Origin of the sequence: Mycobacterium sp. E3198, assembly GCF_001667015.1 — a bacterium.
In the GTDB taxonomy this organism is placed as follows: Bacteria; Actinomycetota; Actinomycetes; order Mycobacteriales; family Mycobacteriaceae; genus Mycobacterium.
In genome coordinates, this window is record NZ_LZIS01000204.1 from 43,765 (window position 1) to 65,487 (window position 21,723).

The 21,723-nt window shown below is 68.7% G+C and carries 14 protein-coding genes; 3 read left to right on the top strand and 11 right to left on the bottom strand.

Annotated elements, in window-relative coordinates:
* Positions 1-25: 25 nt before the first annotated feature.
* The 3 genes from A5673_RS22635 to A5673_RS22645 form a co-directional block, all read right to left on the bottom strand.
* Positions 26-9,259 carry a type I polyketide synthase gene (locus tag A5673_RS22635; protein WP_068237790.1) on the bottom strand — a complete coding sequence of 3,078 codons (9,234 nt, stop codon included), beginning with the start codon at positions 9,257-9,259 and terminating at the stop codon, positions 26-28.
* A gap of 489 nt (positions 9,260-9,748) precedes the next feature.
* A complete protein-coding gene (locus A5673_RS22640; RefSeq protein ID WP_068237793.1) occupies positions 9,749-10,468 on the bottom strand; it encodes a glycoside hydrolase domain-containing protein in 720 nt (239 codons plus the stop codon).
* A 60-nt stretch (positions 10,469-10,528) separates the two neighbouring features.
* Positions 10,529-11,401, bottom strand: a complete 873-nt coding sequence (locus tag A5673_RS22645) for a MerR family transcriptional regulator (protein ID WP_068237796.1) — start codon at positions 11,399-11,401, stop codon at positions 10,529-10,531.
* A 40-nt stretch (positions 11,402-11,441) separates the two neighbouring features.
* Here A5673_RS22645 and A5673_RS22650 point away from each other — a divergent pair, with 40 nt between their 5' ends.
* Positions 11,442-12,611, top strand: a complete 1,170-nt coding sequence (locus A5673_RS22650) for an aromatic ring-hydroxylating dioxygenase subunit alpha (RefSeq protein ID WP_068237799.1) — start codon at positions 11,442-11,444, stop codon at positions 12,609-12,611.
* Between the two features lie 21 nt (positions 12,612-12,632).
* Here the strand turns inward: A5673_RS22650 and A5673_RS22655 are convergent, their stop codons facing one another.
* Positions 12,633-13,976 (bottom strand): secreted hydrolase, encoded by a 1,344-nt coding sequence (locus tag A5673_RS22655; RefSeq protein ID WP_068237801.1) that lies wholly within the window; start codon positions 13,974-13,976, stop codon positions 12,633-12,635.
* 75 nt (positions 13,977-14,051) lie between these two features.
* On the opposite strand from A5673_RS22655, the gene A5673_RS22660 reads away from it, so the two are divergent.
* A complete protein-coding gene (locus tag A5673_RS22660; RefSeq protein ID WP_068237851.1) occupies positions 14,052-15,518 on the top strand; it encodes an aldehyde dehydrogenase in 1,467 nt (488 codons plus the stop codon).
* On the opposite strand, the gene A5673_RS22665 is transcribed toward A5673_RS22660, so the two are convergent.
* From A5673_RS22665 to A5673_RS22690, 6 genes are all read right to left on the bottom strand, one after another.
* Positions 15,513-16,043, bottom strand: a complete 531-nt coding sequence (locus A5673_RS22665) for a maleylpyruvate isomerase family mycothiol-dependent enzyme (protein WP_068237805.1) — start codon at positions 16,041-16,043, stop codon at positions 15,513-15,515. The two genes, A5673_RS22660 and A5673_RS22665, sit on opposite strands and share 6 nt — an antisense overlap.
* Positions 16,036-16,476, bottom strand: coding sequence for a MaoC family dehydratase (locus A5673_RS22670; RefSeq protein ID WP_068237808.1), 441 nt, complete (start codon positions 16,474-16,476; stop codon positions 16,036-16,038). The genes A5673_RS22665 and A5673_RS22670 overlap by 8 nt, the downstream gene beginning before the upstream one ends.
* Positions 16,473-16,946 carry a MaoC family dehydratase N-terminal domain-containing protein gene (locus tag A5673_RS22675; protein ID WP_156748500.1) on the bottom strand — a complete coding sequence of 158 codons (474 nt, stop codon included), beginning with the start codon at positions 16,944-16,946 and terminating at the stop codon, positions 16,473-16,475. The genes A5673_RS22670 and A5673_RS22675 overlap by 4 nt, the downstream gene beginning before the upstream one ends.
* 70 nt (positions 16,947-17,016) lie before the next feature.
* Positions 17,017-17,442, bottom strand: coding sequence for a nuclear transport factor 2 family protein (locus A5673_RS22680; RefSeq protein WP_068237815.1), 426 nt, complete (start codon positions 17,440-17,442; stop codon positions 17,017-17,019).
* Positions 17,443-17,505: 63 nt separating this feature from the next.
* Positions 17,506-19,071: an AMP-binding protein gene (locus tag A5673_RS22685; protein ID WP_068237818.1), complete on the bottom strand. Its 1,566-nt coding sequence runs from the start codon at positions 19,069-19,071 to the stop codon at positions 17,506-17,508.
* On the bottom strand, positions 19,071-20,198 hold the full coding sequence (locus tag A5673_RS22690) for a Rieske 2Fe-2S domain-containing protein (RefSeq protein WP_156748496.1): 1,128 nt from the start codon (positions 20,196-20,198) through the stop codon (positions 19,071-19,073). The genes A5673_RS22685 and A5673_RS22690 overlap by 1 nt, the downstream gene beginning before the upstream one ends.
* 93 nt (positions 20,199-20,291) lie before the next feature.
* Between A5673_RS22690 and A5673_RS22695 the strand changes: the two genes are divergently transcribed.
* Positions 20,292-21,530, top strand: a complete 1,239-nt coding sequence (locus tag A5673_RS22695; RefSeq protein WP_068237824.1) for a cytochrome P450 — start codon at positions 20,292-20,294, stop codon at positions 21,528-21,530.
* A 1-nt stretch (position 21,531) separates the two neighbouring features.
* On the opposite strand, the gene A5673_RS22700 is transcribed toward A5673_RS22695, so the two are convergent.
* Positions 21,532-21,723, bottom strand: a complete 192-nt coding sequence (locus A5673_RS22700) for a ferredoxin (protein ID WP_007774036.1) — start codon at positions 21,721-21,723, stop codon at positions 21,532-21,534.

Consider the following 21,723-nt stretch of genomic DNA (forward strand, 5'->3'; position numbering starts at 1 on the left):
TGGCCAGGTTATCGGATAGGCCGAGTCATCCGACGAAAGCCTCGTCCTCGCCGAGCCGGGCGGCCGGATTCAGCAGCATCGCCGCCTCCTGGCGCTTCTCCGGCGCCTCATGGTCGAAGCGACGGTCCGGCGGCCGCTGGTACATCGGCGGCCCACCGGCGATGGCCGAAGCCAGCCTGCGCTGACCGGCCAGCAGGCGGGCATCCGCGCGCCGCTGATAGTCGACGCGCTGATCCGCGTCCAGCGCGGCGATGAACGCCTGCGGGTGCACCAGCGCCACCAGGCCGGACACGTGCCCGAACCCAAGGCTGGTCAGCATCCCCGCCTTCAGCGGGAATTTCTCGCCGAGCCGCATCGTCTCGCGCACCCACACGAAGTGGGCAGAGCCGGCCAGTTCGTCGTCGACGCAGTCCAGGCTGCGGTTGGGCGGGATCACCCCGTCGCGCAGCATCTGGCACAGGCCCATCATCTGGAACACCGCCGCGCCGCCCTTGGCGTGCCCGGTGAGGCTCTTCTGGGACACCACGAACAGCGGCGCGCCCGCGGAGCGGCCCAGCGAGTCCGCCAGCCGCTCGTGCAGCTCGGTCTCGTTGGGATCGTTGGCCAGCGTCGACGTGTCGTGCTTGGAGATCACCGCGACGTCGTCGGCCCCCACGCCCAGCTTGGCCAGCGCCCGCGCCAGCGGCGAGTCCTTGCCGCCGCGGCCCGCGCCCAGCGCCCCCGGGCCCGGCGCCGGGATCGAGGTGTGCACACCGTCGCCGAACGACTGCGCGAAGGCCACCACCGCCAGCACCGGCAACCCCATCTTGAGCGCCAGGTCACCGCGCGCCAGCAGGATCGTGCCGCCACCCTGCGCCTCGACGAAGCCGAGCCGGCGCCGGTCGTTGGGCCGCGAGAACTTCGAGTCGTGGATGCCCCGGCCCCGCATCATCCCGGTGTCGGCGGTGGCCGCCATGTCACCGAAGCCGATGATGCCCTCCAGCGTGAGGTCGTCGATGCCGCCGGCGACCACCATTTCGGCCTTGCCGAGCCGGATCTTGTCGACGCCCTCCTCGACCGACACCGCGGCGGTCGCGCACGCGGCCACCGGGTGGATCATCGCGCCGTAGCTGCCGATGTAGGACTGAACCACGTGTGCGGCAACGATATTGGGCAGCACCTCTTGGAAGATGTCGTTCGGCTTGTTACGGCCCAACAGGTTCCCGTGGTACATCGTCTGCATCGACGTGCCACCGCCCATGCCGGTGCCCATGGTGTTGGCCACCATGCTCGGGTGCACGTAGCGCATCACCTCAGCCGGGCTGAAGCCGGCCGACAGGAACGCGTCGACGGTCGCCACGATGTTCCACACCGCAAGCCGGTCAATGGAACTCGCCATGTCCGGGCTGATGCCCCACACCGTCGGGTCGAACCCGGTGGGCACCTGGCCGCCGACGACCCGCGACAGCTTGGTCTTGCGCGGCACCCGAATCTCGGTGCCGGCCTTGCGGATGACCTGCCAGTCACTGGAATCCGGCAGCGGCCGGATGATCGTGTGCTCGGGGTCGAACTCGGCGAAGGCGCGCGCGTCGGCCTCCGACGACACCACGAACGCGAAGTCCTTCTCCAAAAACACCGACACCAGCAGCGGGGACGCGTGATCGGGGTCGATCGCGCCGTCGTCGACGAACTCGCGGATGCCGCAGCGCTCCACCACAGTGTCGTGGTAGCGCTCGACCAGCTCCGACTCGTCGACCAGATCGCCGGATTGGGTGTCGTACCAACCGGGTTGGGGGTCGTCCTCCCAGCGGATCAGTCCGGTGGTCCACGCCAGCTCGAGGACACCGGCCGCCGAAAGCTCGTTGTCGACCTCCATCTCGAAGCGGGTGCGCGACGAACCGTACGGGCCGAGCTCGGCGCCGCCGACGATCACCACCAGGTCGGCCGGGTCGAGGTCGAGGTCGTCCCACTCCGGGGCCGGCGCCGGTTTGAACCCGCGGGGCGGCGACGGCAGCGCCGCGATGGTGCCCTCGGCCGGGCCGTCGTCGTCTGCGGCGGCCTCGGCCGACATCTTCTCGCGGGCCTTGGCGGCCAGCTCGGCCATGTCCAGCTGGGCGTCACCCAGCCCGCCGGTCAGGTCGGCCTCGATCGGCTTGCTCGCGGCGGCCACCTTGGATTCCACGTCGCACAGGGCCAGCAGCATGGCGGCCATCTCGTCGGTGGAGTAGGTGGTGACACCCGCCTCCTCGACGGCGTCGACGATCGCGTCGTTGTGGCCCATCAGCCCGGTGCCGCGGGTCCAGCCGATCAGCGCGTGCGCCAGGCTCACCCGGGCCGCCCACGACGACTCGGCGTGCCAGCGGCTCACCAGCGCGTCCAGCGCCGACTTGGCCTCGCCGTAGGCGCCGTCGCCCCCGAACATCCCGCGGTTCGGCGAGCCGGGCAGCACCACGTGCAGGCGCGACGCGATGTCGCGCTCGGCGCCGATCTTCGACAGGCCGCCGATCAGCCGCTGCACGGCCCACAGCAGCACCTTCATTTCCATCTCGGAGCGCGAGCCGGCCTCCGACAGGTCCCCGACCACGCGGGGCGCGGCGAACGGGAACAGCAGCGTCGGCGTCTGCGCGTCCTTGATGTGAATCGACTGCGGCCCAAGGCTTTCGGATTGCTCGGTGCCGACCCATTCGACCAGGGCGTCGATGTCGGAGTAGGACGCCATGTTGGCCGCCACCACCCACAGGGCGGCGCCGTAGCGGGCGTGGTCGCGGTACAGCCTGCGGTAGAACGCCAGCCGCTCGTCGTCGAGCTTCGAGGTGGTGGCGACGACGGTGGCACCGCCGTCGAGCAACCGCGCGACGACCGACGAGGCGATCGAGCCCTTCGAAGCGCCTGTCACCACGGCGGTTTCGCCGCTGAAGGGGCCCGGGTTCGGGTTCTCGGCGCCGGCGGCGATCCGCCCGTACAGCGACGCGTGGATCTGACGGCCGGCGGCCAGCGCCTTGCCCTGCCACCAGGTGGCCTGGGTGGCGACGACGTGACCGGTGCCCTCGAACCGCTCGGACAGGCGCGCCCAGTCGGAGTCGATGTCGCCTTCGTCGGTCAGCCACAGCTTGACCAGGTCCTCGCGGGCGCTGGCCCAGCGGTCGTCGAACACGACGGCCTTCTTGGCGTCGAACACCGGCGCCACCAAACGTGGCCAGTCCGCGCCCAATTCGGCGGTGACCAGGTCGATGAGCTCGGCATCGGTCGCCGCCGGCGAGGCGCTGACCGGATTGTCGTGGCCCAACTGGCCCAGGATCAGGCGGGCCGCCGAGGCGAGCACACCGTCGCGGCCGGTGATCTGATCGGTGAACTCGCCCAGCGCGGCGGCGTCGATGGTCGCGCCGCCGCCACCGCCGGCCGACGGCAGCGCCACCGAGACGCCGCGGCGCGCGGCGACCGCGGCGACCGCGGCGTCGATGACCTTGTCGACGGATGCGGCGTCGGACAGCGCGCCTTCGTGCAGGTGGCCCATCGCGCCCCCGCGCACGCTGGTGCCCTCGCGGGTGCCCAGCGCGACTTCCACGGTGACGTGCTTGGCCCAGCCGTCGCCGAGCTCCCACGCCTTCTTGACCCGCTCGGCGATCGCGGCCGGGCGCTTGCCCGACGGGCCGAGCACCGTGCGCAGCTGGTCGTTGATCGCGTCGGAAAGCACTGGGCCGTAAGGCTTGTAGGTCCGGGCCAGTTTGGTGACCTGTGACCGCAGCCCGGCCAGGTCGGCCTCGGCGGCGCCATCGATGGCACCCAGGTTCAGCTCCGAACCGAGGTCCACCAGCAGCTGGTTGCGCCGCGACGACGCGCCGTCGGTGATGGACTCGATGGAGTCGAGTTCCTCGATCTGGTCGATGCGCATCTTGGCCGACAGCGCGATCAGCGCCAGAGTGGCGTCGGCGGCGTCGAACGCGATGTCCTCGGGACGTGGAGTACCTGACGGAGCTGCGGCGGGAGCCGGAGCGACGGCTGGTGCGACATCGGACATGGGCGCACCGTCCGACGCGGCACCGTCGGAATCAACGTCGTCCTCCGGCTCCGGCTCGGGGTCGGTGTCGGTGGCGAACAGCACGGCGACGTCGCGCTCGGCGTTGAGCACTTCCACTGTGCTGTGGGCGTATTCGGGCAGCTTCAGGGTGTTGGTGGCCAGCCCCGCGACGGTGGGCGACGACTTCACGCCGATCTCGACGAACCGCTCCACGCCCAGCCCGCCGGCGGCCTCCTCGATGAACAGCAGGTCCTGGGTTTCGATCCAGCGGACCGGGCTGGCGAACTGCCACGCCAGCAACTCGATGAAGACGGTGCGTGCCATGTCGCTCGGCCGCTCGCGGCGCCAGGTGTCGTAGTCGGCCAGGATCTCGTCGAGCGGCTCGGCCGGCACCAGATCCCTGATCTCCTGGATGAAGTCGCGGTCCAGCGTGAACGGCCGCGGCACCAGGTTGGGGATGTAGCGCCCGATGATCAGGTCGGGATCACTGCCGCGCGGCACCAGCCGTTCCAGCGAGCGGCGGAACTCGGCCACGCCCACCCGCAGCACCCGCGAGTGGAACGGCACGTCGATGCCCGGTATCAGGATGAACGAGCGGCGCCCGCCGCTGAGTTCGCGGCGGCGCTCCACCTCGGCCTCCAGGGCCTCCAAACCGCGCACCGTGCCGGCGATCGCGTACTGCGAGCCGCGCAGGTTGTAGTTGACGATCTCAAGAAACTCACCAGTATTCGCCGCAATATCGGCCACGAACGCCGGAACCTCGTCGTCGGGCAGGTCGATCTGCGAGGGCCGGATCGCCGCCAACCGGTAGTTGGAGCGGCCCAACTCGTCGCGGGGCACGATGTCGTGCATCTTCGAGCCGCGGTGGAAGACCGCCTCCAGCAGCGCCTCGAGTTCGAAGATGCCGGTGACGCAGGCCAGCGCGGTGTACTCACCGACCGAGTGGCCACACGCGATGGCACCGTCGACGAAGGCGCCCTGCTCGCGCATCTCGGCGACCTGCGCGGCCGCCACGGTCGCCATCGCCACCTGGGTGAACTGCGTCAGGAACAGCACGCCCTCGGGGTGGTTGTAGTGCACACCGCTGGCGATGATGCTGGTCGGATTGTCGCGCACCACGTGCAGCACCGAGAAGCCCAGCGTGTCGCGGGTGAACTTGTCGGCCGCGTCCCAAATTTTGCGGGCCGCCTTGGACCGGGCCCGGACGTCCATGCCCATGCCCTTGTGCTGAATCCCCTGGCCGGGGAAGGCGTAGACCGTCTTCGGCGCCGCCAGCCGCGCGGTCGCCGACATGACCAGGTCCGAGCCGACGCGCGCGGCCACCTCCAAAACCTCTGCGCCCTGGTCGATCCCGACGCGGTCGACCCGGAAGTCGACCTCGTCGCCGGGGCGCACCATGCCCAGGAACCGCGCCGTCCAACCGATCAGCCGGGCGGGCGGCCGGGCGCGACCGTCGGTGGCGGTCGCGGCGTGCTGCGCGGCGGCCGACAGCCACATGCCGTGCACGATCGGCGATTCCAGGCCGGCCAGCAGCGCGGCCGCTCGGTCGGTGTGGATCGGGTTGTGGTCGCCGGAGACCACCGCGAACGGGCGCATGTCGACCGGCGCAGCCAGTGTGACGTCGCGGCGGCGGCGACGCGGGGTGTCGGTGGCGTTCTCCGACACCGCGCCGCCGGCCCGGACCGGATCGGTGAGCTCGGCAGTACCGGTGCGCCCGAGGATCGCGAAACGCTCACCGAGCGTCGCGATCAACGAGCCCTCGCCGGAGGTGATCGTCACCGACACCGGAACCACGCGGCCCATGTCGGTGTCGACGGCCGCCGAAGCCGTTGCGGCCACGGTCAATTGGGCCGGCGCCGTCGGCAGGTTGCCGATCAGGTGGGCGGCGTGATCCAGGTGCACCAGGCTCAGCAGGCCCTCCACCACCGCCACACCAGCGTCGGTGACGGCCGAGCCGATCGCCGCGAAAACGGCGGGCCAGCACAGGCCGACCAGCGCGTCGGGCACGGTGGTGAGGCTGGGCGCCAGCGGCTCGCCGAAGGTGGCGGTGACGCCGGTGTGGTCGGCGACCCGCTCGGGGTCCCAGTCCACCGTCACCGTGGCCGTCCCGTCGGAGACCGGGGGCAGGAACTCCGGGCCGTCGACCCCCGCGGCGATCGCCAGGACCGCGCGCATGGCGGTGGTGGCGTCCTCGGTGGAGACCACCGGCGTGCCGCCGTCGGCGGTGTTGGCGGGCAGGCGGAAGGGGATGTCGATCCAGGTGCTCGACAGCGGCACGCTCAGGACGACGTGATCGCCGTCGACCACGAGCTGCGCCCCGGTGGAAGAGTGTGTGGCGCGGCGGCTTTCGGGGCCTTCAGGGTCTTCGTGCACCAGCCAGTCGGCCGGGTCGGCGATGCGGTGCACGGGGTTGGTGGTGGTGCGCCCGGCCCACTGCACGTCCGGCGCGTCGAGCACGATCGCCAGCGGTCCGGTCACGTCCGGGCGGCCCAGCCGGCGCGACGTGACGGCCCGCGGCTGGCCGTTGGAGGACAGCACCTCGTCGATGGCGGCCTGCTCGAAGCGGTCCAGCAGCTCGCCGACCGGCTCGTCCATCCGGGTGATGCCGGCGACCGCGGCCGTGCCCGGGATGATGCAGACCTGGTCGGCGTCGTAGCGGGCGTCGTGGGCCTGCCACAGCGAGTCGCTGCGCCACCAGCGCCGCACATCCTTGTCGATGACCGGCACGAAGTTGACCGGCTTGCCCAGCGTCTTGCACAGCGTGACGAAGAACGGAACATCGGCCGGGTGCAGCTGCACCGACTCGGCGTCGGGATAGTGCGCGAGCAACGTCGCGATCGCTTCGTCGGGATTCTCCAGCAGGGCGGCCTCGTCGAACCGGGTCTCGATCGGCCCGAAATCCTTTGCGTGCAAGCGAGCTTCGGCCCGCTGCAGCATCTGCTGGAAGCGGTCGCGCCACGTGTCGGCGAGCCAGGGGCTGCCCGGCGCGGCGGTGTCGGCGGTCGAATTGCCTTCGCCGATGGCCAGTTCGACGTAGCGCCGCAACCACTGCAGGTAGGTCATCTCCGCCACGTCGCCGAAGTACGGCTTGGCGGTGGTGGCCATCGCCGCGATGATCTCGTCGCGCCGCTCGGCGACCGCTTCGGCATCACCGGCGACCTCGTCGAGCAGCCGGCCGCAACGGGAGGCGCTGTTGTCGATCTCGTGGATGTCGGCCCCGAGTTGGCTGCGGCTGGAAGCCATGCCGCCCTGGGCTTTTCCGGCGCTGATCCACCGGTCGGTGCCGTTGGTTTCGACCAGCATCCGCTTGACCGACGGCGAGGTGGTGGACTCCAGCGTCGCCATCGCCGCGGTGCCGACCAGGATGCCGTCGATCGGCATCAGCGGGAAGCCGTAGGACTCGGCCCAGCGCCCGGACAGGTACTCGGCGGCCCGCTCGGGGGTGCCGATGCCGCCGCCGACGCAGACGGTGATGTTGGGACGCGAGCGCAGTTCCGAGTAGGTCGCCAACAGCAGGTCGTCGAGGTCTTCCCACGAGTGGTGGCCGCCGGCCCGGCCGCCCTCGATGTGCATGATCACCGGCTTGGTCGGCACCTCGGTCGCGATGCGGATGACCGAGCGGATCTGCTCGACGGTGCCGGGCTTGAACACCACGTGGCTGATGCCGACATCGTTCAGCTCGTCGATCAGCTCGACGGCCTCCTCGAGGTCCGGGATGCCGGCGCTGATCACCAGGCCGTCGATCGCCGCGCCGGACTGACGCGCCTTCTGCACCAACCGCTTGCCGCCGACCTGGAGCTTCCACAGGTACGGGTCGAGGAACAGCGCATTGAACTGGTAGGTGCGTCCGGGCTCGAGCAGCGTCGAGAGCTCCTCGATGCGGGCGGCGAAGATTTCCTCGGTGACCTGACCGCCGCCGGCCAGCTCGGCCCAGTGCCCGGCATTGGCCGCGGCGGCGACGATCTTGGCGTCGACGGTGGTGGGCGTCATGCCCGCGAGCAGGATCGGCGACCGCCCGGTCAGCCGGGTGAACTTCGTCGAAAGCTTGACCCGGCCGTCGGGCAGCGACACCACGGTCGGGGCGTAGGTCGACCAGGCCCGGGCGACCTCGGGAACGGCGCCGACGGTGAAGAGGTTGCGCTGACCGCCGCGGGTCGCCGCCGGCACGATGCCGATGCCGAGGCCGCGGATCACCGGCGCGGTCAGCCGGGTCAGGATGTCGCCGGGACCCAGGTCGAGGATCCAGCGCGCGCCGGCGGAGTGAACGTGCGTGATCTCGTCCACCCAGTCGACGCCGTCGACCAGGATGGCCTCGGTCAGCGTCCGGGCCCGCTCGACGTCGAGGCCGACCTTCTCGGCCCAGCCGGCGACGAGGTCGATGCCGTCGGCCAGCCGCGGCGTGTGGAAGCCCACCTCCACGCGAACCGGGTCGAAGACCGGCGCGAAGACGTCGCCGCCCCGGACCTTGTTCTTGCGGTCGGCCTCCTCCTTCTCGGAGATCTGCTGGCAGTACAGCTCGAAGCGCGAGAGCTGCTCGGGGGTGCCGGTGATCACCACCGACCGCCGGCCGTTGCGGATGGACAGCACCGGGGGCAGCACGGTGCGGACATCCTGCGCGAACTCGTCGAGCAGCCGGCGAATCCGCTCCGGGTCGGCGTTGGTCACCGACACCATCGGCGGGCGGTCGCCGAGCACCGAGATCCCGCGCCGGCGGGCCACCAGGGTGCCCGCCGCCCCGATGAGCTGCGCCAACGCCAGCAGTTCGACGTCGCGGGCCCCCGCGGCGCGGAACGCCTCGACGGCCAACACGCCCTGCGAGTGCCCGACGACGGCCACCGGCGGCGTCGCGGCCCAGTCCATGCCCTGCCGGGCCAGGGCGCGCGCGGCGGCGATCTGGGTCAGCAGCACGCCGGGGATGGACACCGCGGCCGACGTGAGGTGCTTGTCCGACGGTACGGGGTCCTCTGCGGCCAGCGCGCGCACCCAGGTCAGCGGTTCGAAGCCGATCGGGCGCACCACGACCAGTTCTTTCGCCACCGGCTCGAGCAGCAGCTCCACCTCGCCGACCAGCGTCGCCAGGTCGGATTCGATCCCGGCCGACGACACCAGCTCCTCGAGGCTCTCCAGCCAGGCGGCGCCCTGGCCGCCGAACGCGACGGCGTAGGCCTCGCCGGCCGTCAGGCGGTCGACCAGAGCATCGGTGTGGTGGGGGCCCGTGCCGTCGCGGTCGGCGGACACCCGGTCATGCTCGTGGATCGTCACCTTTTGTATCTCCCTGTATGCGTCTTTACGTCTCGTTCGGTTCGGCCGGTCGACCCCAGAGGTGCGGGCCTGCTCGGTTTCAGTCGATTCCGCGTCGAATCACAGCCGGAGGGCGGCTGGCCGGTGGGTCGTCGGGGGCCCCAACGGAGCGGGCGGACGGCACCGGCTGTACTAAGAGTGTCATAAGGATCAGTGCCCTTTTTGCATGTTGATCGGTTACTGGTGAGTTCTACGCGCGGGTAACCGTGTCCTGGGTAACACCCCGCCGAACCGCCCGCGCGGGCGCCGCGAACAAACTTGCTGCATGCAGGTGGTTACGGTCGAGTAGCTATAACTGCGCTGTTCAAGGCACGATTGTTATGTAATCGTTATGTTAAAAAAATCGGGTCGTTCAGGCGCCGCCGGCGCTGCGCCAGTCGGGCGACTCGCGGCCGCACGGCCCGAAAATGAGCGAACGAGTGTTTGCTGGAACTTGGGCCGCGGCCGGCCCTAGGCCCACTGCCCGAATTGGGGCTTGAGGATTTCGTTGATGTCCACCCCGACCCCACCGACGCTGCGCTTGTCGATCTCGACCTGGTGCAGGCTCGCGGCGGGATGGGTGAAACCCTTCGGCGAGCCCCAGTTGTGCTGCCAGAAGTATGAACCCAGGCCGTCGTGCAGCGCCCAATCGATGGTCTTCGAGTTGGCGTACACACCGGTGCGCTGGTGCCCGATCACCGATTCCCACGACCGCAGGTAGGGAACGATCTGCTGTTTGTACTGGTCGTACGAGGGGTCGTCGTCGATCGACGCGTAGATCGGGGCGTTCGCCGGACCGCCGGCCGCGGCGTGCAGCTGCATGCCCCGCTGCGCGTGTTGCAGCCCCGCGCCGGCGCCACCCAGCCAGTCGGCGGTGCTGCCCTTGCCGTACTGGTAACAGGAAACGATCTTGAGCCCGTTGCTGCTCAGGTCGCGGGCCTCGGAGACCTGGATCGGCTTGCCCAGCATCCAATTGCCGCCGGGCCGGCGGTCCGAGACGTATCGGATCGATCCGACGGCCCCGGCGGCCCGGATCTGGCTCGCCGGGATGACGCCGGCCGCGTAGTCCAGCAGGGTGCCGAGCGACGCCGACGCCGGCGCGGCGCGCAGCGACGAAGCCGCGACGCCCAGCCCTACCAGGGCGGGCGCGGCGGCCGCGAATTTGAGCACGTCACGACGCGACACCGACACATGCCACAGGGTACGACACAAACAACAACGGGCACATTAGCCACAAAGATCACATGTGCATCACGGTGCCGCATCGGCGGGCAGCACGATGACGCTGACGGCCTGCAGACCGCGGCGGGCGGTCTGCCGGGCGATCTCGTCGAGAAAGAGGGCGGCCGCCGGGCTGATCGAGCCGGCCCACGCCCGGAAGCCCTGGACGATCACCGGGTCGTGCGTCAACAGCGGCTGCACCTCGCGCAGCACGGCCACCACGTCGTCGGGCAGCGGGTCGGCCAGCTGCTGGTCGATCCAGCTCTGAGCGAGTTCCGTTGCGGCCGATTCGCGTTCGTCCAACGCAACCACGTCGCCGGCGAGTTTGCGCAGTCGGTCGAAGAGAACCTGATGTCCCGGCGTCTCGGCCAGCCGCTCCAACAGCGTGCTGGCCGCCGGCGGCAGCGCCATCTGCCCGAACAACGCGGGAACCGGGAGCTCCCATTCGTCGAACAGGTCGGCATACATCGCGGTGACGGGGGCCGACAGCGGCGTGGTGAGCCGGCCGATGACGCCGATGCTGTCGCGATGCCGGGTCGCCAACGCGCGCAGCAGGTGTTCGTCGACGTCGGCGGCGCCGGTATCGGTGGCCGCATCGATCGCGGCGATCAGCTGATCCAGCCGGTCGCGTTCGCGCACCAGCAACGTGCGGTGCTCGTCCAGCAGCCCGGCCAGGGTGGTCTGGCCCCCGTCGAGCAACCGCTGAATGTCGTTGATGCCGACGCCGAGGCTTCTCATCAGGTCGATGCGCAACAGCTCGAGCACCTGATCGACGTCGAAGACCCGATAGCCGTTGCTCAGATACTCGGCGCGCAGCAACCCGATTTTCTCGTAGTGGCGGATGCGGCCCGACGCGATCCCGGTCAGGGCCGTGACGTCGCCGATGAGCAGCTGCTCAGCCACGGCTTGACCTTACAACCGTCGCAAGGTCTCTACTGGGCGAATGGATCGCGATCAGCTCATCGACCTGACGCGGCGCGCCTTGAAGCTGGCCCGCGACAAGGCGACCGATCTCGCGCGGGGCGTGCACCGGGTCGACGCGGCCGATTACACGTCGGCCGAACGGCACCACCGGGACCGCGCGATGCTGATGGCCAGTCCCCAACTGGTCGGCTACGTTTCGGAGCTGCCCGGTCCGGGCGCGTACTGCACCAAGACGGTGCTGGGCCGATCGATCCTGCTGACCCGCACGGCCGACGGGTCGGTCAAGGCGTTCGAAAACGTGTGCCTGCACCGCCAGTCGCAGGTGGCCACGGGTTGTGGAACCGCGAAGCGATTCACCTGCCCCTACCACGCGTGGACGTACGACAACAACGGGCGCTTGGTGGCGCTTCCGGGACATGAGGGGTTCCCGGAAATCGCCGTCAAGTCCGACGGTTTGACCGAGCTGCCGGCCGCCGAACACGCGGGGTTCCTCTGGGTCGCATTGGATCCCGGCGCGCACCTAGACGTCGCCGCGCACCTGGGGCCGCTGGCCGACGAGCTCGACTCGTGGGGCATCGGGCGGTGGTCTCCGCTGGGTGAGAAGGTGCTCGACTGCCCGATCAACTGGAAACTGGCGGTCGACACCTTCTCGGAGAACTACCATTTCGCGACCGTGCACCGGCAGACCTTTGCCACCATCGCCCGCAGCAACTGCACGGTGTTCGACTCGTACGGCCCGCATCACCGGTTGATCTTCCCGCTCAACACGATCCTCGAACTCGACGACGTTCCCGAGGAGCGGTGGGACCCGTTCCACAACATGGTCGTGATCTATGCGCTGTTCCCCAACATCGTGTTATCGGTGACGATCGCCAACGGCGAGCTGTTCCGGATATACCCCGGCGACCGCCCGGGCAGGTCGGTCACCGTGCACCAGAACTCCACCCCGTTGGACCTCTCCGATGAATCGGTGGCCGCCGGCGCTCAGGCCGTTTTCGACTACGCGCACGCCACGGTCCGCGACGAGGACTACCGGCTGGTCGAGGGCCTGCAGGCCAACCTCGAGTCGGGCGCCCGCGATCACCTGATCTTCGGCCGCAACGAGCCGGGCCTGCAGCATCGCCACATCAGCTGGGCTCAGGCGCTTGCGGGCTGCCCTGGCGCCGAGACTGTATATTTGCAGCAATAGTTCGAGTAGACGCCTGCGGATTTACAGTTTCGGCGAAGACGACAGCACGGCGACCAAATCATCGAGAAGCGTTGCGAGCAAGTCGTTCTCAACCGATGGCAGCGCACTCAGCAATTCGACCGCCTCGCCGCGGCGGCTGGCGGCTATCAACCGCGCCAACTCATCGACCATCGATTGCAGCTCGGTACCCGCGTCGGCCACGGTGGTGGCCAGCACCTCGACCAACTCCCAATCCCGATACAGCGCCAAAGAGCGCTCGTTGAACGCGAACCCGGAAACGGGTTTGCCCCACAGCGTTCCCTGGTAGCGATAGGGGCCCTCCATGTATTCGATCGGCAGTCCGTGCGCCGGGGCGGGCACCATCGGCTCCCCCACGATGTCCAGTTGCAATGTGGCGCAAGTGATCCGGTGGCGGTCCGGCATGTATCGGGCCGGGGCCACCGGCCGCACCAGCGGTCGCACCTCCTCCGGCCAGCGGACGTAGCTGCTGATCGTGACCTCGACGTCTTCGGCGCACTGCGGCGGTATCGTCGGGTCCGGGTGGCTGGTCGTCACGCCGGTAAACGGCTGCAGCGCATTGCCGTTCGTGCGGTCGAACTGGCGCCAGATGCTCAAGTCCACGCCGTTGTCGAAGTTGATGGTGCGCCACTCGTGTGACCTGGCCCGCGGGTCGCCGCCCGATCCCCCGCCGCCGGCGTACTTCGGGAACCACTGCCGGTCGACGTGCCCGCCGCTGCCGAAGACCTGCTCGACCACGTTGCCCCAGCGCAGGGTCCCGGTCATTGTCAGTCCGGTCTGGAAATACGAGTACGTCTCGCTCTGGCCGAAGCAGACGATCTTTCCGTTGTAGGTCGCCGCACCCACCGGTGTCGGTGCGCGCGTTGGGGTTACGGCCAAGTCCAGCCGCATCGGCCGGCCGGATTGGTCCTCGCCGACGAGGCTGACCCGGTAGGTGAAGGGCAGCAGCTTGCCCTCGGCGTCGAGGCAGGTGGTCCACGACGCGGTGCCCGCGCCGCTGTGGTAGCTGATGTCCAGGTGACCCGACGCCGTCTCGAGCTTGCGCCGGGCTCCCGGTTCCATGTTGGCCGGCGGCATGTCGTAGTCCGTATAGGTGCCGTAGTCGCCGGTATCGAGGTCGAAAAGCGCCATCGTGTAGAAGTCCGCGACCACCGTGCCGCCCGGCCGGTTCTTGTTGAAGATGGTCAGGAACGCAAACGACCGATCGCTGTCGGTCGCGTCGAGCCGGCCGGCCAGGAACCAGGTGTCCGATTCCTGGTCGGGATGGTCGCCTTCGGCCGCCGGGAAATCCAGTTGGGGATCCCCGGGCACCAACTGGAACGGGTAACTGCGCCAATCGCTGGTCATGTGAGGCCTCGCTGCTTTTTTGGCTATGTTAGCGTCAATAGCGAAATCACGGTCGCGGCCCCGAGGATGTGCCCGATGACAGAAAACTCCGCCCATCGCTCCTACGACGAGGTCTTCATCGGGGGGCAGTGGCGCAAGCCCGCCAATCCGCAGCAGCTCGCGGTGATCTCGCCGCACTCCGAAGAACCGGTCGGCCACGTCCAGGTGGCCGGGCCCGAGGACGTGGACGCCGCCGTCGCCGCCGCGCGGCACGCTTTCGATCACGGCCCCTGGCCGCGGATGACGCATGCCGAGCGGATGGCCAAGGTGGAACAACTCGCCGCGATCTACGGCGGCCACATGGACGCGATGGCCGACCTCATCACCGACGAGATGGGGTCGCCGCGCAGTTTCAGCCGGCTCGGCCAAGGCGCGGCCGCGGCGTCGCTGATCCACCTCGCGCTGGCCGCCGCGCGCGATTTTCCGTGGACCGAACGCCGCCAGGGCGTGCTCGGCGAGGTGCACCTGAGCAGGGCCCCGGTCGGGGTGGTCGGCGCGATCGTGCCGTGGAACGTGCCGCAATTCCTGATCATGCCCAAGCTGATCCCGGCCCTGATCGCCGGCTGCACGGTCATCGTGAAACCCGCGCCCGAAACTCCCTTGGACGCTTTGTGGTTGGCCGAGATGATCGAGCAGATCGGCCTGCCCGAAGGGGTGGTGTCCGTGCTCCCCGGCGGCACCGACGTGGGCGAGGCGCTGGTGCGCCACCCGGGCGTGGACAAGATCGCGTTCACGGGGTCCAGCGCCGTCGGGCGCCGGATCGCCACGCTTTGCGGCGAGCAGCTGAAGCGCTACAGCCTGGAGCTGGGCGGCAAGTCGGCGGCGATCATCCTCGACGATGCCGACATCGCCAAGACCGCGGCCGGGCTGAAATCCGCCGGCCTGATGAACAACGGCCAGGCGTGCGTCGCCCAGACCCGGATCCTGGTCAGCGACCGCCGCCACGACGAGGTCGTCGACGCGCTGGCCGACATGATGTCGGCGCTGAACGTCGGCGACCCGGCCGACGAGGCGACCGACGTCGGACCCCTTGTCGCGCAACGGCAACAGCGCCGGGTCCAGGAATTCATCAAGTCCGGCCGCAGCGAGGGCGCCCACGTGGTCCTCGGCGGTGACGACAGCCCGTCGGAGCGAGGCTGGTATGTGCGGCCGACGCTGTTCGCCGACGCCACCAACGACATGCGCATCGCGCGGGAGGAGATTTTCGGCCCGGTCCTGACCGTGCTGCGTTACCGCGACGAAGAGGACGCGATCCGGATCGCCAACGAGAGCGACTACGGCCTGGCCGGTTCGGTGTGGACGTCCGACATCGCGCACGGATTGGAGATCGCGGCCGGCGTTCGCACCGGCACCTACGGCATCAACATGTACACGCTCGACATCGGCGCGCCGTTCGGCGGCTTCAAACAGTCAGGCATCGGCCGCGAGTTCGGCCCGGAGGGCCTGCACGAGTACGTCGAGCTGCAGACGCTGGTGTGCAAGGGGAAATTGCCGCCGCTATAGCGGCGCCGGGCGCCAGGCCGGGTCGCGGCCGAGGCACGCGAGAAGTTTTGCCTGAGCGTCGATGTCGTCACCGACCGCGACCGGGGCTTTGAACATTCCCGAGGCGGCCAAGGTCTGCGGATCGGACGGCAAGCTTGCGTAGAACTGCTCGCACCATTCCGGGTCCAGCCGGTCGTCGGCGCCGACCGCGCGGGCGAGGTCCCACGTGTGCACCAGAACGTCGCGGGTCAGGTTCGGCATCAACCGGTATTCGTCCAGCCGCCTCGCCGCGTGCGAACCCAGCGCCTCGGCCAGCGCCTGGTAAGTCAATTGCCACCGCGCCTGCGCGTCGTCCCGTGGCCGGTCGGGCTTCAAACCCAAGGGGCGCAACAGAAGTACGTCGTGAAAGCCGATGACGTGCTCGAGCACCCCCCGGGCGTCCCACTGGTCGCACGGGGACCGGCGGTCCCAGTTGCCCTGGGCCGATCGGACCGCCTCGCCGAAGCGTCGGCAGACGGCCAAGTGCCGTCGGGCCGCGTCATCCACTTTCGGGCAGCTGCAGGGTGAGCTCGACCGGACAGCACAGGGCGCCATGCTGATTGGTCACCTGGATTTCGATGTCGACCAGGCAGCGCGGCGGGTCCACCGAGGTGTCGCGTCGCTTGGCCACCGCCCGCCCGCGTCCGATCATGGTGTCGCCGGCGTAGACCGATCCGGCCAGCCGCATCGAGCGGCGCACCACGCGGCTGCTCGGGCCCGCCCAGTCGGTCGCGACGCGGTCGGCGAATCCGGCCAGGTGCATGGTGTTGACGTAAATCGTCGGGTTGCCCTGGCTTTGGGCATAGCTGGGATCGAAATGACCCGGGAAGTAGTCCCAGGTCGCACCCGCGTTTTCCACAACCCGCTGGTAGCTGATGTGGTCGACGACCTCGGGCAGATCGACGGGGACGTCGATCGCGTTCCAGTCCAGATCGGTCACGACGGCGCTCCAGGCGTGAAGCGGAACAACGTATTTCGGCTGGTGGCCACCACCACGCCGTCCTGACGCCGATAGGTCTCCAGCGTCTCGACGAAATGGCCGACGCCGAGCCGCGTCCGCTTTTCCGGTGACACCGACACGAGTTCCTCGACGACGGTCAGCAGATCTCCCTCGACGATGGGCTGCAGCAACTCGACCTCGTTGGCCGCGTTGATGAACGTGGTGCCCGGCAGCGGCACCCGCAGCACCACCGACGCCACCGGCGGCCTGCTGGCCGGCTCCCACGGCGGCGGTATCAGCCAACCCATCAGCAGGGCCGGCGGCGCGAGCAGCCCTCCCCATTTCTGCCGGGCGAACTCGGCGTCCCAATACGAACGATTCCCGTCGTGGACCATCGCGGCGAACAGTTGAATGCGCGCGCCGCTGACCGGCGTCGCCGCGGTACGCGGTTCGCTTTTCGCGCCGACCATGCGCAGCGCGTCATCATAGCTGCCGAAGGCGAGCTGGTAGCTGAGATTCGGATCCACGTAGCGGTGTCGCTCACATGACGAGCGGGTGCCGGCTCGGCACCGAATCCCATGCCAGCACACGGGAAGTGAAGTACCAGCCGCCGCGCTCGTAGATCAGCGTGTCCCGGAAGGTCCCGGTGGCCCGGAGTGTGGTGTCGCCGTACATGGCGGCGAACAGCACCGCGACGCAACGCTGGCTGGCGTTGACGCCGTCGATGTGGATCTCGTGGTCGACGGTGACCAGGCGCTGCCCGTCGCCGCCGTCGAAGGCCGCGCGGAGGTCGTTGAACACATCGCCGTCGCGGGTGTAGCTGGCGCCCGAATGGCGGAAGGTGGCGATCCAGCGATCGCGGTCGCCGTCGGAGTAGGCCCGGTTGTGCCGGGCGCTCAGGTCCAGGATGGCAGCGCGCCCCGTCGCGGCGTGGAGGAACTGCTCTTGCTGATAGGTCAGGGTCATCGTGGCTCTCCAGCCTGTGTCGGAAAATGACGCGAAAATTGCCTCATGTAACACTAACTTAACTTAGCGGCTGACGATATAACCATGTTCTTCTCGATCCCAAGTGGCCTCATTTACGCCGCGACTGCGCAACAAATCTTTACGTATTCGTCCAATGACGTTCTTCGGGAGTTCATTGACAATCTCGACGAAACGCGGCACGCAGAAGTACGGCATCCGGGCGGCGCAGAAGTCCAGCAGCTCCGCGCAATCCAGTGTGGCGCCAGCGCGCAACGTGACAAACAAGAGGATGTCGTCCTCCCCTAACTCGCTGGGAACCCCGACGGCCGCGGCTTCGGCCACCGCGGGGTAGCGCACGACGATGCCCTCCACTTCGACCGAAGAAATATTTTCCCCGCGCCGGCGCAGCGAGTCTTTGACGCGGTCCACATATGTCAAATTCTGTTCGGCATCGAGTCGGCCCAAATCGCCGGTGCGAAACCACTCCGGGTGCGGGTCCACCCGCAAACCCTGACTGACATAGCCTTCGCTCATCACGTGCGGGTGCCTGGGCCGGCAGGCGATCTCGCCGACGGCGCCGGGCGGCACGGGATCGCCGCGCTCGTCGACGATGCGCACGTCGAAATCGGGATTCGGCCGCCCCGACGTCCCGGGCATCCCGTCGTCGGACACGCCTTTGACGGCTAGCGGAAACGCTTCCGTCATGCCGTACATCGTGACGATCCGGCAGCCGTAACGCTTTTCGATCTCGCGGTAGGACTTCGCGTCGATGGGTGCGGCAGAGATGAACCGCAGTGGCAGCTGCGCGTCACGCGGATCCGCGGGCAGATTCTGCAGCATCGACACCATCGCGCCCGCCCCGGCGAAGCCGACGGCGCCGCGCGCGCGGATGTCATCCCAGACCTCGCCCGGGTGAAAGGCCTTGGCCAACACGGTCGTTCCACCGACCAGCATCGGGGCCAGCACGCTGGGCGCCGCGCTCAAGTGAAACAGCGGCATCGCCGTCCACAGCGCCTCCCCCGGGCCGAACTCCCAGGCCGAGGCGGCGGTCGCAGCCACCGAGAAAAGGTAATGCCAGGTCGTGGCAACGGCTTTCGACGCCCCGGTGGTGCCCGACGTGTAGAACAAGGCCCCCACGTCCGTCGCCGCGGCCGGGTTGTCGGACACCGGCACGTCGGCATCGAGGTGCAACGTGGCGGTCAGCGAATCATCTTGCACCACAACGCCGGTCACCGTATCCAGCTGCTCCACCACCTCGTCGACGCGGGGCCGCCGTTCCGGGTCGGTAAGGATCACCTTGGCCCGCGCCAGCCGCAGCGTGTGCAGCAGGAACTCGCCCTTGTTGGCCGCGTTCACCGCCGCGCTCACCGCGCCGATGCGGGCCGCGCCCAGCCAGAAGTACACCCATTCCGGGCAGGTGGCGGTGAACAACGCCACGCAGTCGCCGCGGCCGACGCCCAGGCCGGCCAGCATGTGCGCCGCCGCGCGGGACCGCCGCCGCATCTGTTCGAAGGTGACGTCCACGCCGGCGATCGACATCATCACCCGGTCGGGACACTGCTCGGCCCGCTTGTCCAGCACGGCCGGCACGGTGAAGCTGTCGACACCGAAGTCGGCGGGCCCCGGCATCAGGCCTTCGCGGCCGCCGGGTCGGGCTCACCGTCGGCGGTGTAGCCGAAATCCGCCGCCGACGGCTGCGGGCCCGGGTAGAAGCGGTGCGCCCAGCGGCGAAGGGCGGCGTAGTCGTGCGCCTCCTCGGGGGCCAGGTTCGGCTTCTCGAGGTATTTCATGTTCTCCCACGTGAAGAAGTCCTGTTTGATGACCTCTTGCTGCAGCGCCAGGAACTTGGCGGCGCGACCGGTGGGCACGTCGCCGGTGTCGCCGGGCTCGCGAATGGAGGCCTGCGTGTAGAAGTAGTCGGTGTAGTCCTCGTCGACCGGCGTCTGCCCCGTCACCTGGACGGTGGCCACCAGCTCGCTCGGGAAGCGAACCAGCCCGAGGCCCAACGAATAGTTGTCGTAGATGATCTTGGCGTCGACCGGACCGTTCGGGGTCAACCACGTCGATGCGCGCCCCCCGCCGAAATGCGCGTTGACGGTCGCGTGCAGGTGGTAGCCGGACACCTCGAACGACGCGGTGGTGGCGGGATTGGCGGCCTTGTGCACGTATTGAACGTGGTAGGGGTCGGCGGCGTTCTCGATGATCATCTGCGGGTGCACCTTGACCCGGTTGAGCATCTGGGTGTGCGGGTGCAGCGGGTAGTACTCGTTGGTTTCCAGCTCGGGCAGCACCGGCGGCTGCCAGTACGGCGCCCGGCCGTGCCGCTCGTGCCACACGAGGACGAACCCGTACCACTCCATGCTGGGGTAGGTACGGATCCGGACGTTGTTCTTGCAGCCGATCTTGCTGTACGGGATCAGCGCATTGGTGCCGTCGCCGCGCCATTGCCAGCCGTGCCACGGGCAGACGATGTGCTCGCCCTGCACGGTGCCGCCGACGCCCAAGTTGGCGCCGAGGTGCTGGCAGTAGGCATCCAGCACGTGCACCTGGCCGGACTCGGTGCGGAAGAGCACCAGTTCCTCGCCGAAGTAGTGCGCGCGCTTGACCTGGCCGGCCGCCAGGTCGGAGGAGAAAGCGACGATGAACCAGCCGGTCGGGAACCGGTAGGTCGACAGCGCGATGCCGGCCTGCCCGAACTCGCGTTCCGAGGGATCTGCGGCCGAATCCGGGGCCGGGTCTGAAATTGTGTCCGTCACGAGCGCTCCAAGTTCGACGACTACGTCTATTTTTACTATCTTAAGCATAGAACGTCAACGCGTGCTGAGCATGTCCGGGAAGCGGGGTTTCAAATGACGGCTACGGCGGTCGACCTATCCGATTTCGACCTGTGGCGCAACGGTTTTCCCGATGAGCTGTTCGCCGAGCTGCGCCGCGGCAGGCCCTTGTTCCGCCACGACCTGACGCCGGGGGTGGCTGAGACGGTGCAGCGTGACTTCTGGGTGGCGACCAAGCACCGGCACGCGGTCCGGCTACACCGCGACGCCGAGTCCTTCACCGCGGTGGACGGCCCGCTCATCCAGCCGGTCGGCATGTTTGCGTCGTACCCGACCATCATCAACATGGACCCGCCGGGACTGAACAAGCGCCGCAAGCTCATCTCCGGCGCGTTCAACCCGCGCGCGGTGGGCAAGCTCGAGGACGGCATCCGGGCGCGCGCCGCGGCGATGATCGACCGGCTGCTCGACCGGGGTGGCGGCGACTGGATCTCCGACGTCGCCGACGCCCTGCCGATGACGGTCATCGGCGACATCATCGGCATACCGGAGGGCGACCGGCCGCGCATCTTCGATTCCCTGGACCGCATCCTCAAGGCGAATTCCCCTGGGGCGCGGCCGACTTGGCAGGACTACACCGATCTGTACGCGACCGTCTTCGGCTACGCGATGGAGCTCACCGCCGAGAAGCGGCGCAATCCGACCGACGACATCTGGAGCACGCTGGCGACGGCGGTGATCACCGGCGACGACGGCGAGGAATTCAGCCTGCCCCCCAACGAGTTGGAGTTCTTCTTCTTCGTGCTCACGTTCGCCGGCAGCGACACCACCAAGAACGCACTGGCCATCGGGGTGCAGGCGTTCGCGGAGAACCCGGAGCAGATCGACCGATACCGCGAGCAGGAAGCGCTGCGCCCGGGCGCCATCGAGGAGGTACTGCGCTGGGCCTCACCGGTCGCCTACTGGACGCGCACCGCGAAGGTCGACGTGGAGATGGACGGCCAGCACATCGCGAAGGGCGATCGGGTGGTCTCGATGCTGCGTTCGGCAAACCGTGACGAGGAGGTGTTCGCCTCCCCGTTCACCTTCGACATCGGGCGGCAGCCCAACCCGCAGGTCGCTTTCGGGGGCGGCGGGCCGCATCACTGCCTGGGCGCCATGCTGGCGCGCGCGGAACTCCGTGCGGTCTTCGACGAACTGCTGCTGCGCTGCGACGACATCGCCCTCGGTCCGGCCACCGTGGCCTATCCGAACCTGCTCACCAACATGTCGATCTATGACGAGATGCCGATATCGCTGAACGAGCGGCGCTAGCTCAATCGATCAGCCGCAGCGCGGCTTTGGGGCACTGGTCGACGGCGGCGCGCACGTCGATCTCCAGCCGCGGCGGCACCGGGCCGTCGGCGATCTGCACCACGTCTTCGTCGCCCAGTTCAAATACCTCCGCGGCGAGCGATTCGCAGAAGCCGTTAGCCTCGCACAAGTTTTCGTCGACGGTCACGCGCAT

Bases quoted from the DNA above. Each gene is read 5' to 3' on its own strand.
- A5673_RS22695 (WP_068237824.1), top strand. From the start codon at position 20,292: ATGACGGCTACGGCGGTCGACCTATCCGATTTCGACCTGTGGCGCAAC.
- A5673_RS22700 (WP_007774036.1), bottom strand. From the start codon at position 21,723: ATGCGCGTGACCGTCGACGAAAACTTGTGCGAGGCTAACGGCTTCTGC.
- A5673_RS22685 (WP_068237818.1), bottom strand. From the start codon at position 19,071: ATGCCGGGGCCCGCCGACTTCGGTGTCGACAGCTTCACCGTGCCGGCC.
- A5673_RS22660 (WP_068237851.1), top strand. From the start codon at position 14,052: ATGACAGAAAACTCCGCCCATCGCTCCTACGACGAGGTCTTCATCGGG.
- A5673_RS22675 (WP_156748500.1), bottom strand. From the start codon at position 16,946: ATGGTCGGCGCGAAAAGCGAACCGCGTACCGCGGCGACGCCGGTCAGC.
- A5673_RS22655 (WP_068237801.1), bottom strand. From the start codon at position 13,976: ATGACCAGCGATTGGCGCAGTTACCCGTTCCAGTTGGTGCCCGGGGAT.
- A5673_RS22650 (WP_068237799.1), top strand. From the start codon at position 11,442: ATGGATCGCGATCAGCTCATCGACCTGACGCGGCGCGCCTTGAAGCTG.
- A5673_RS22680 (WP_068237815.1), bottom strand. From the start codon at position 17,442: ATGACCCTGACCTATCAGCAAGAGCAGTTCCTCCACGCCGCGACGGGG.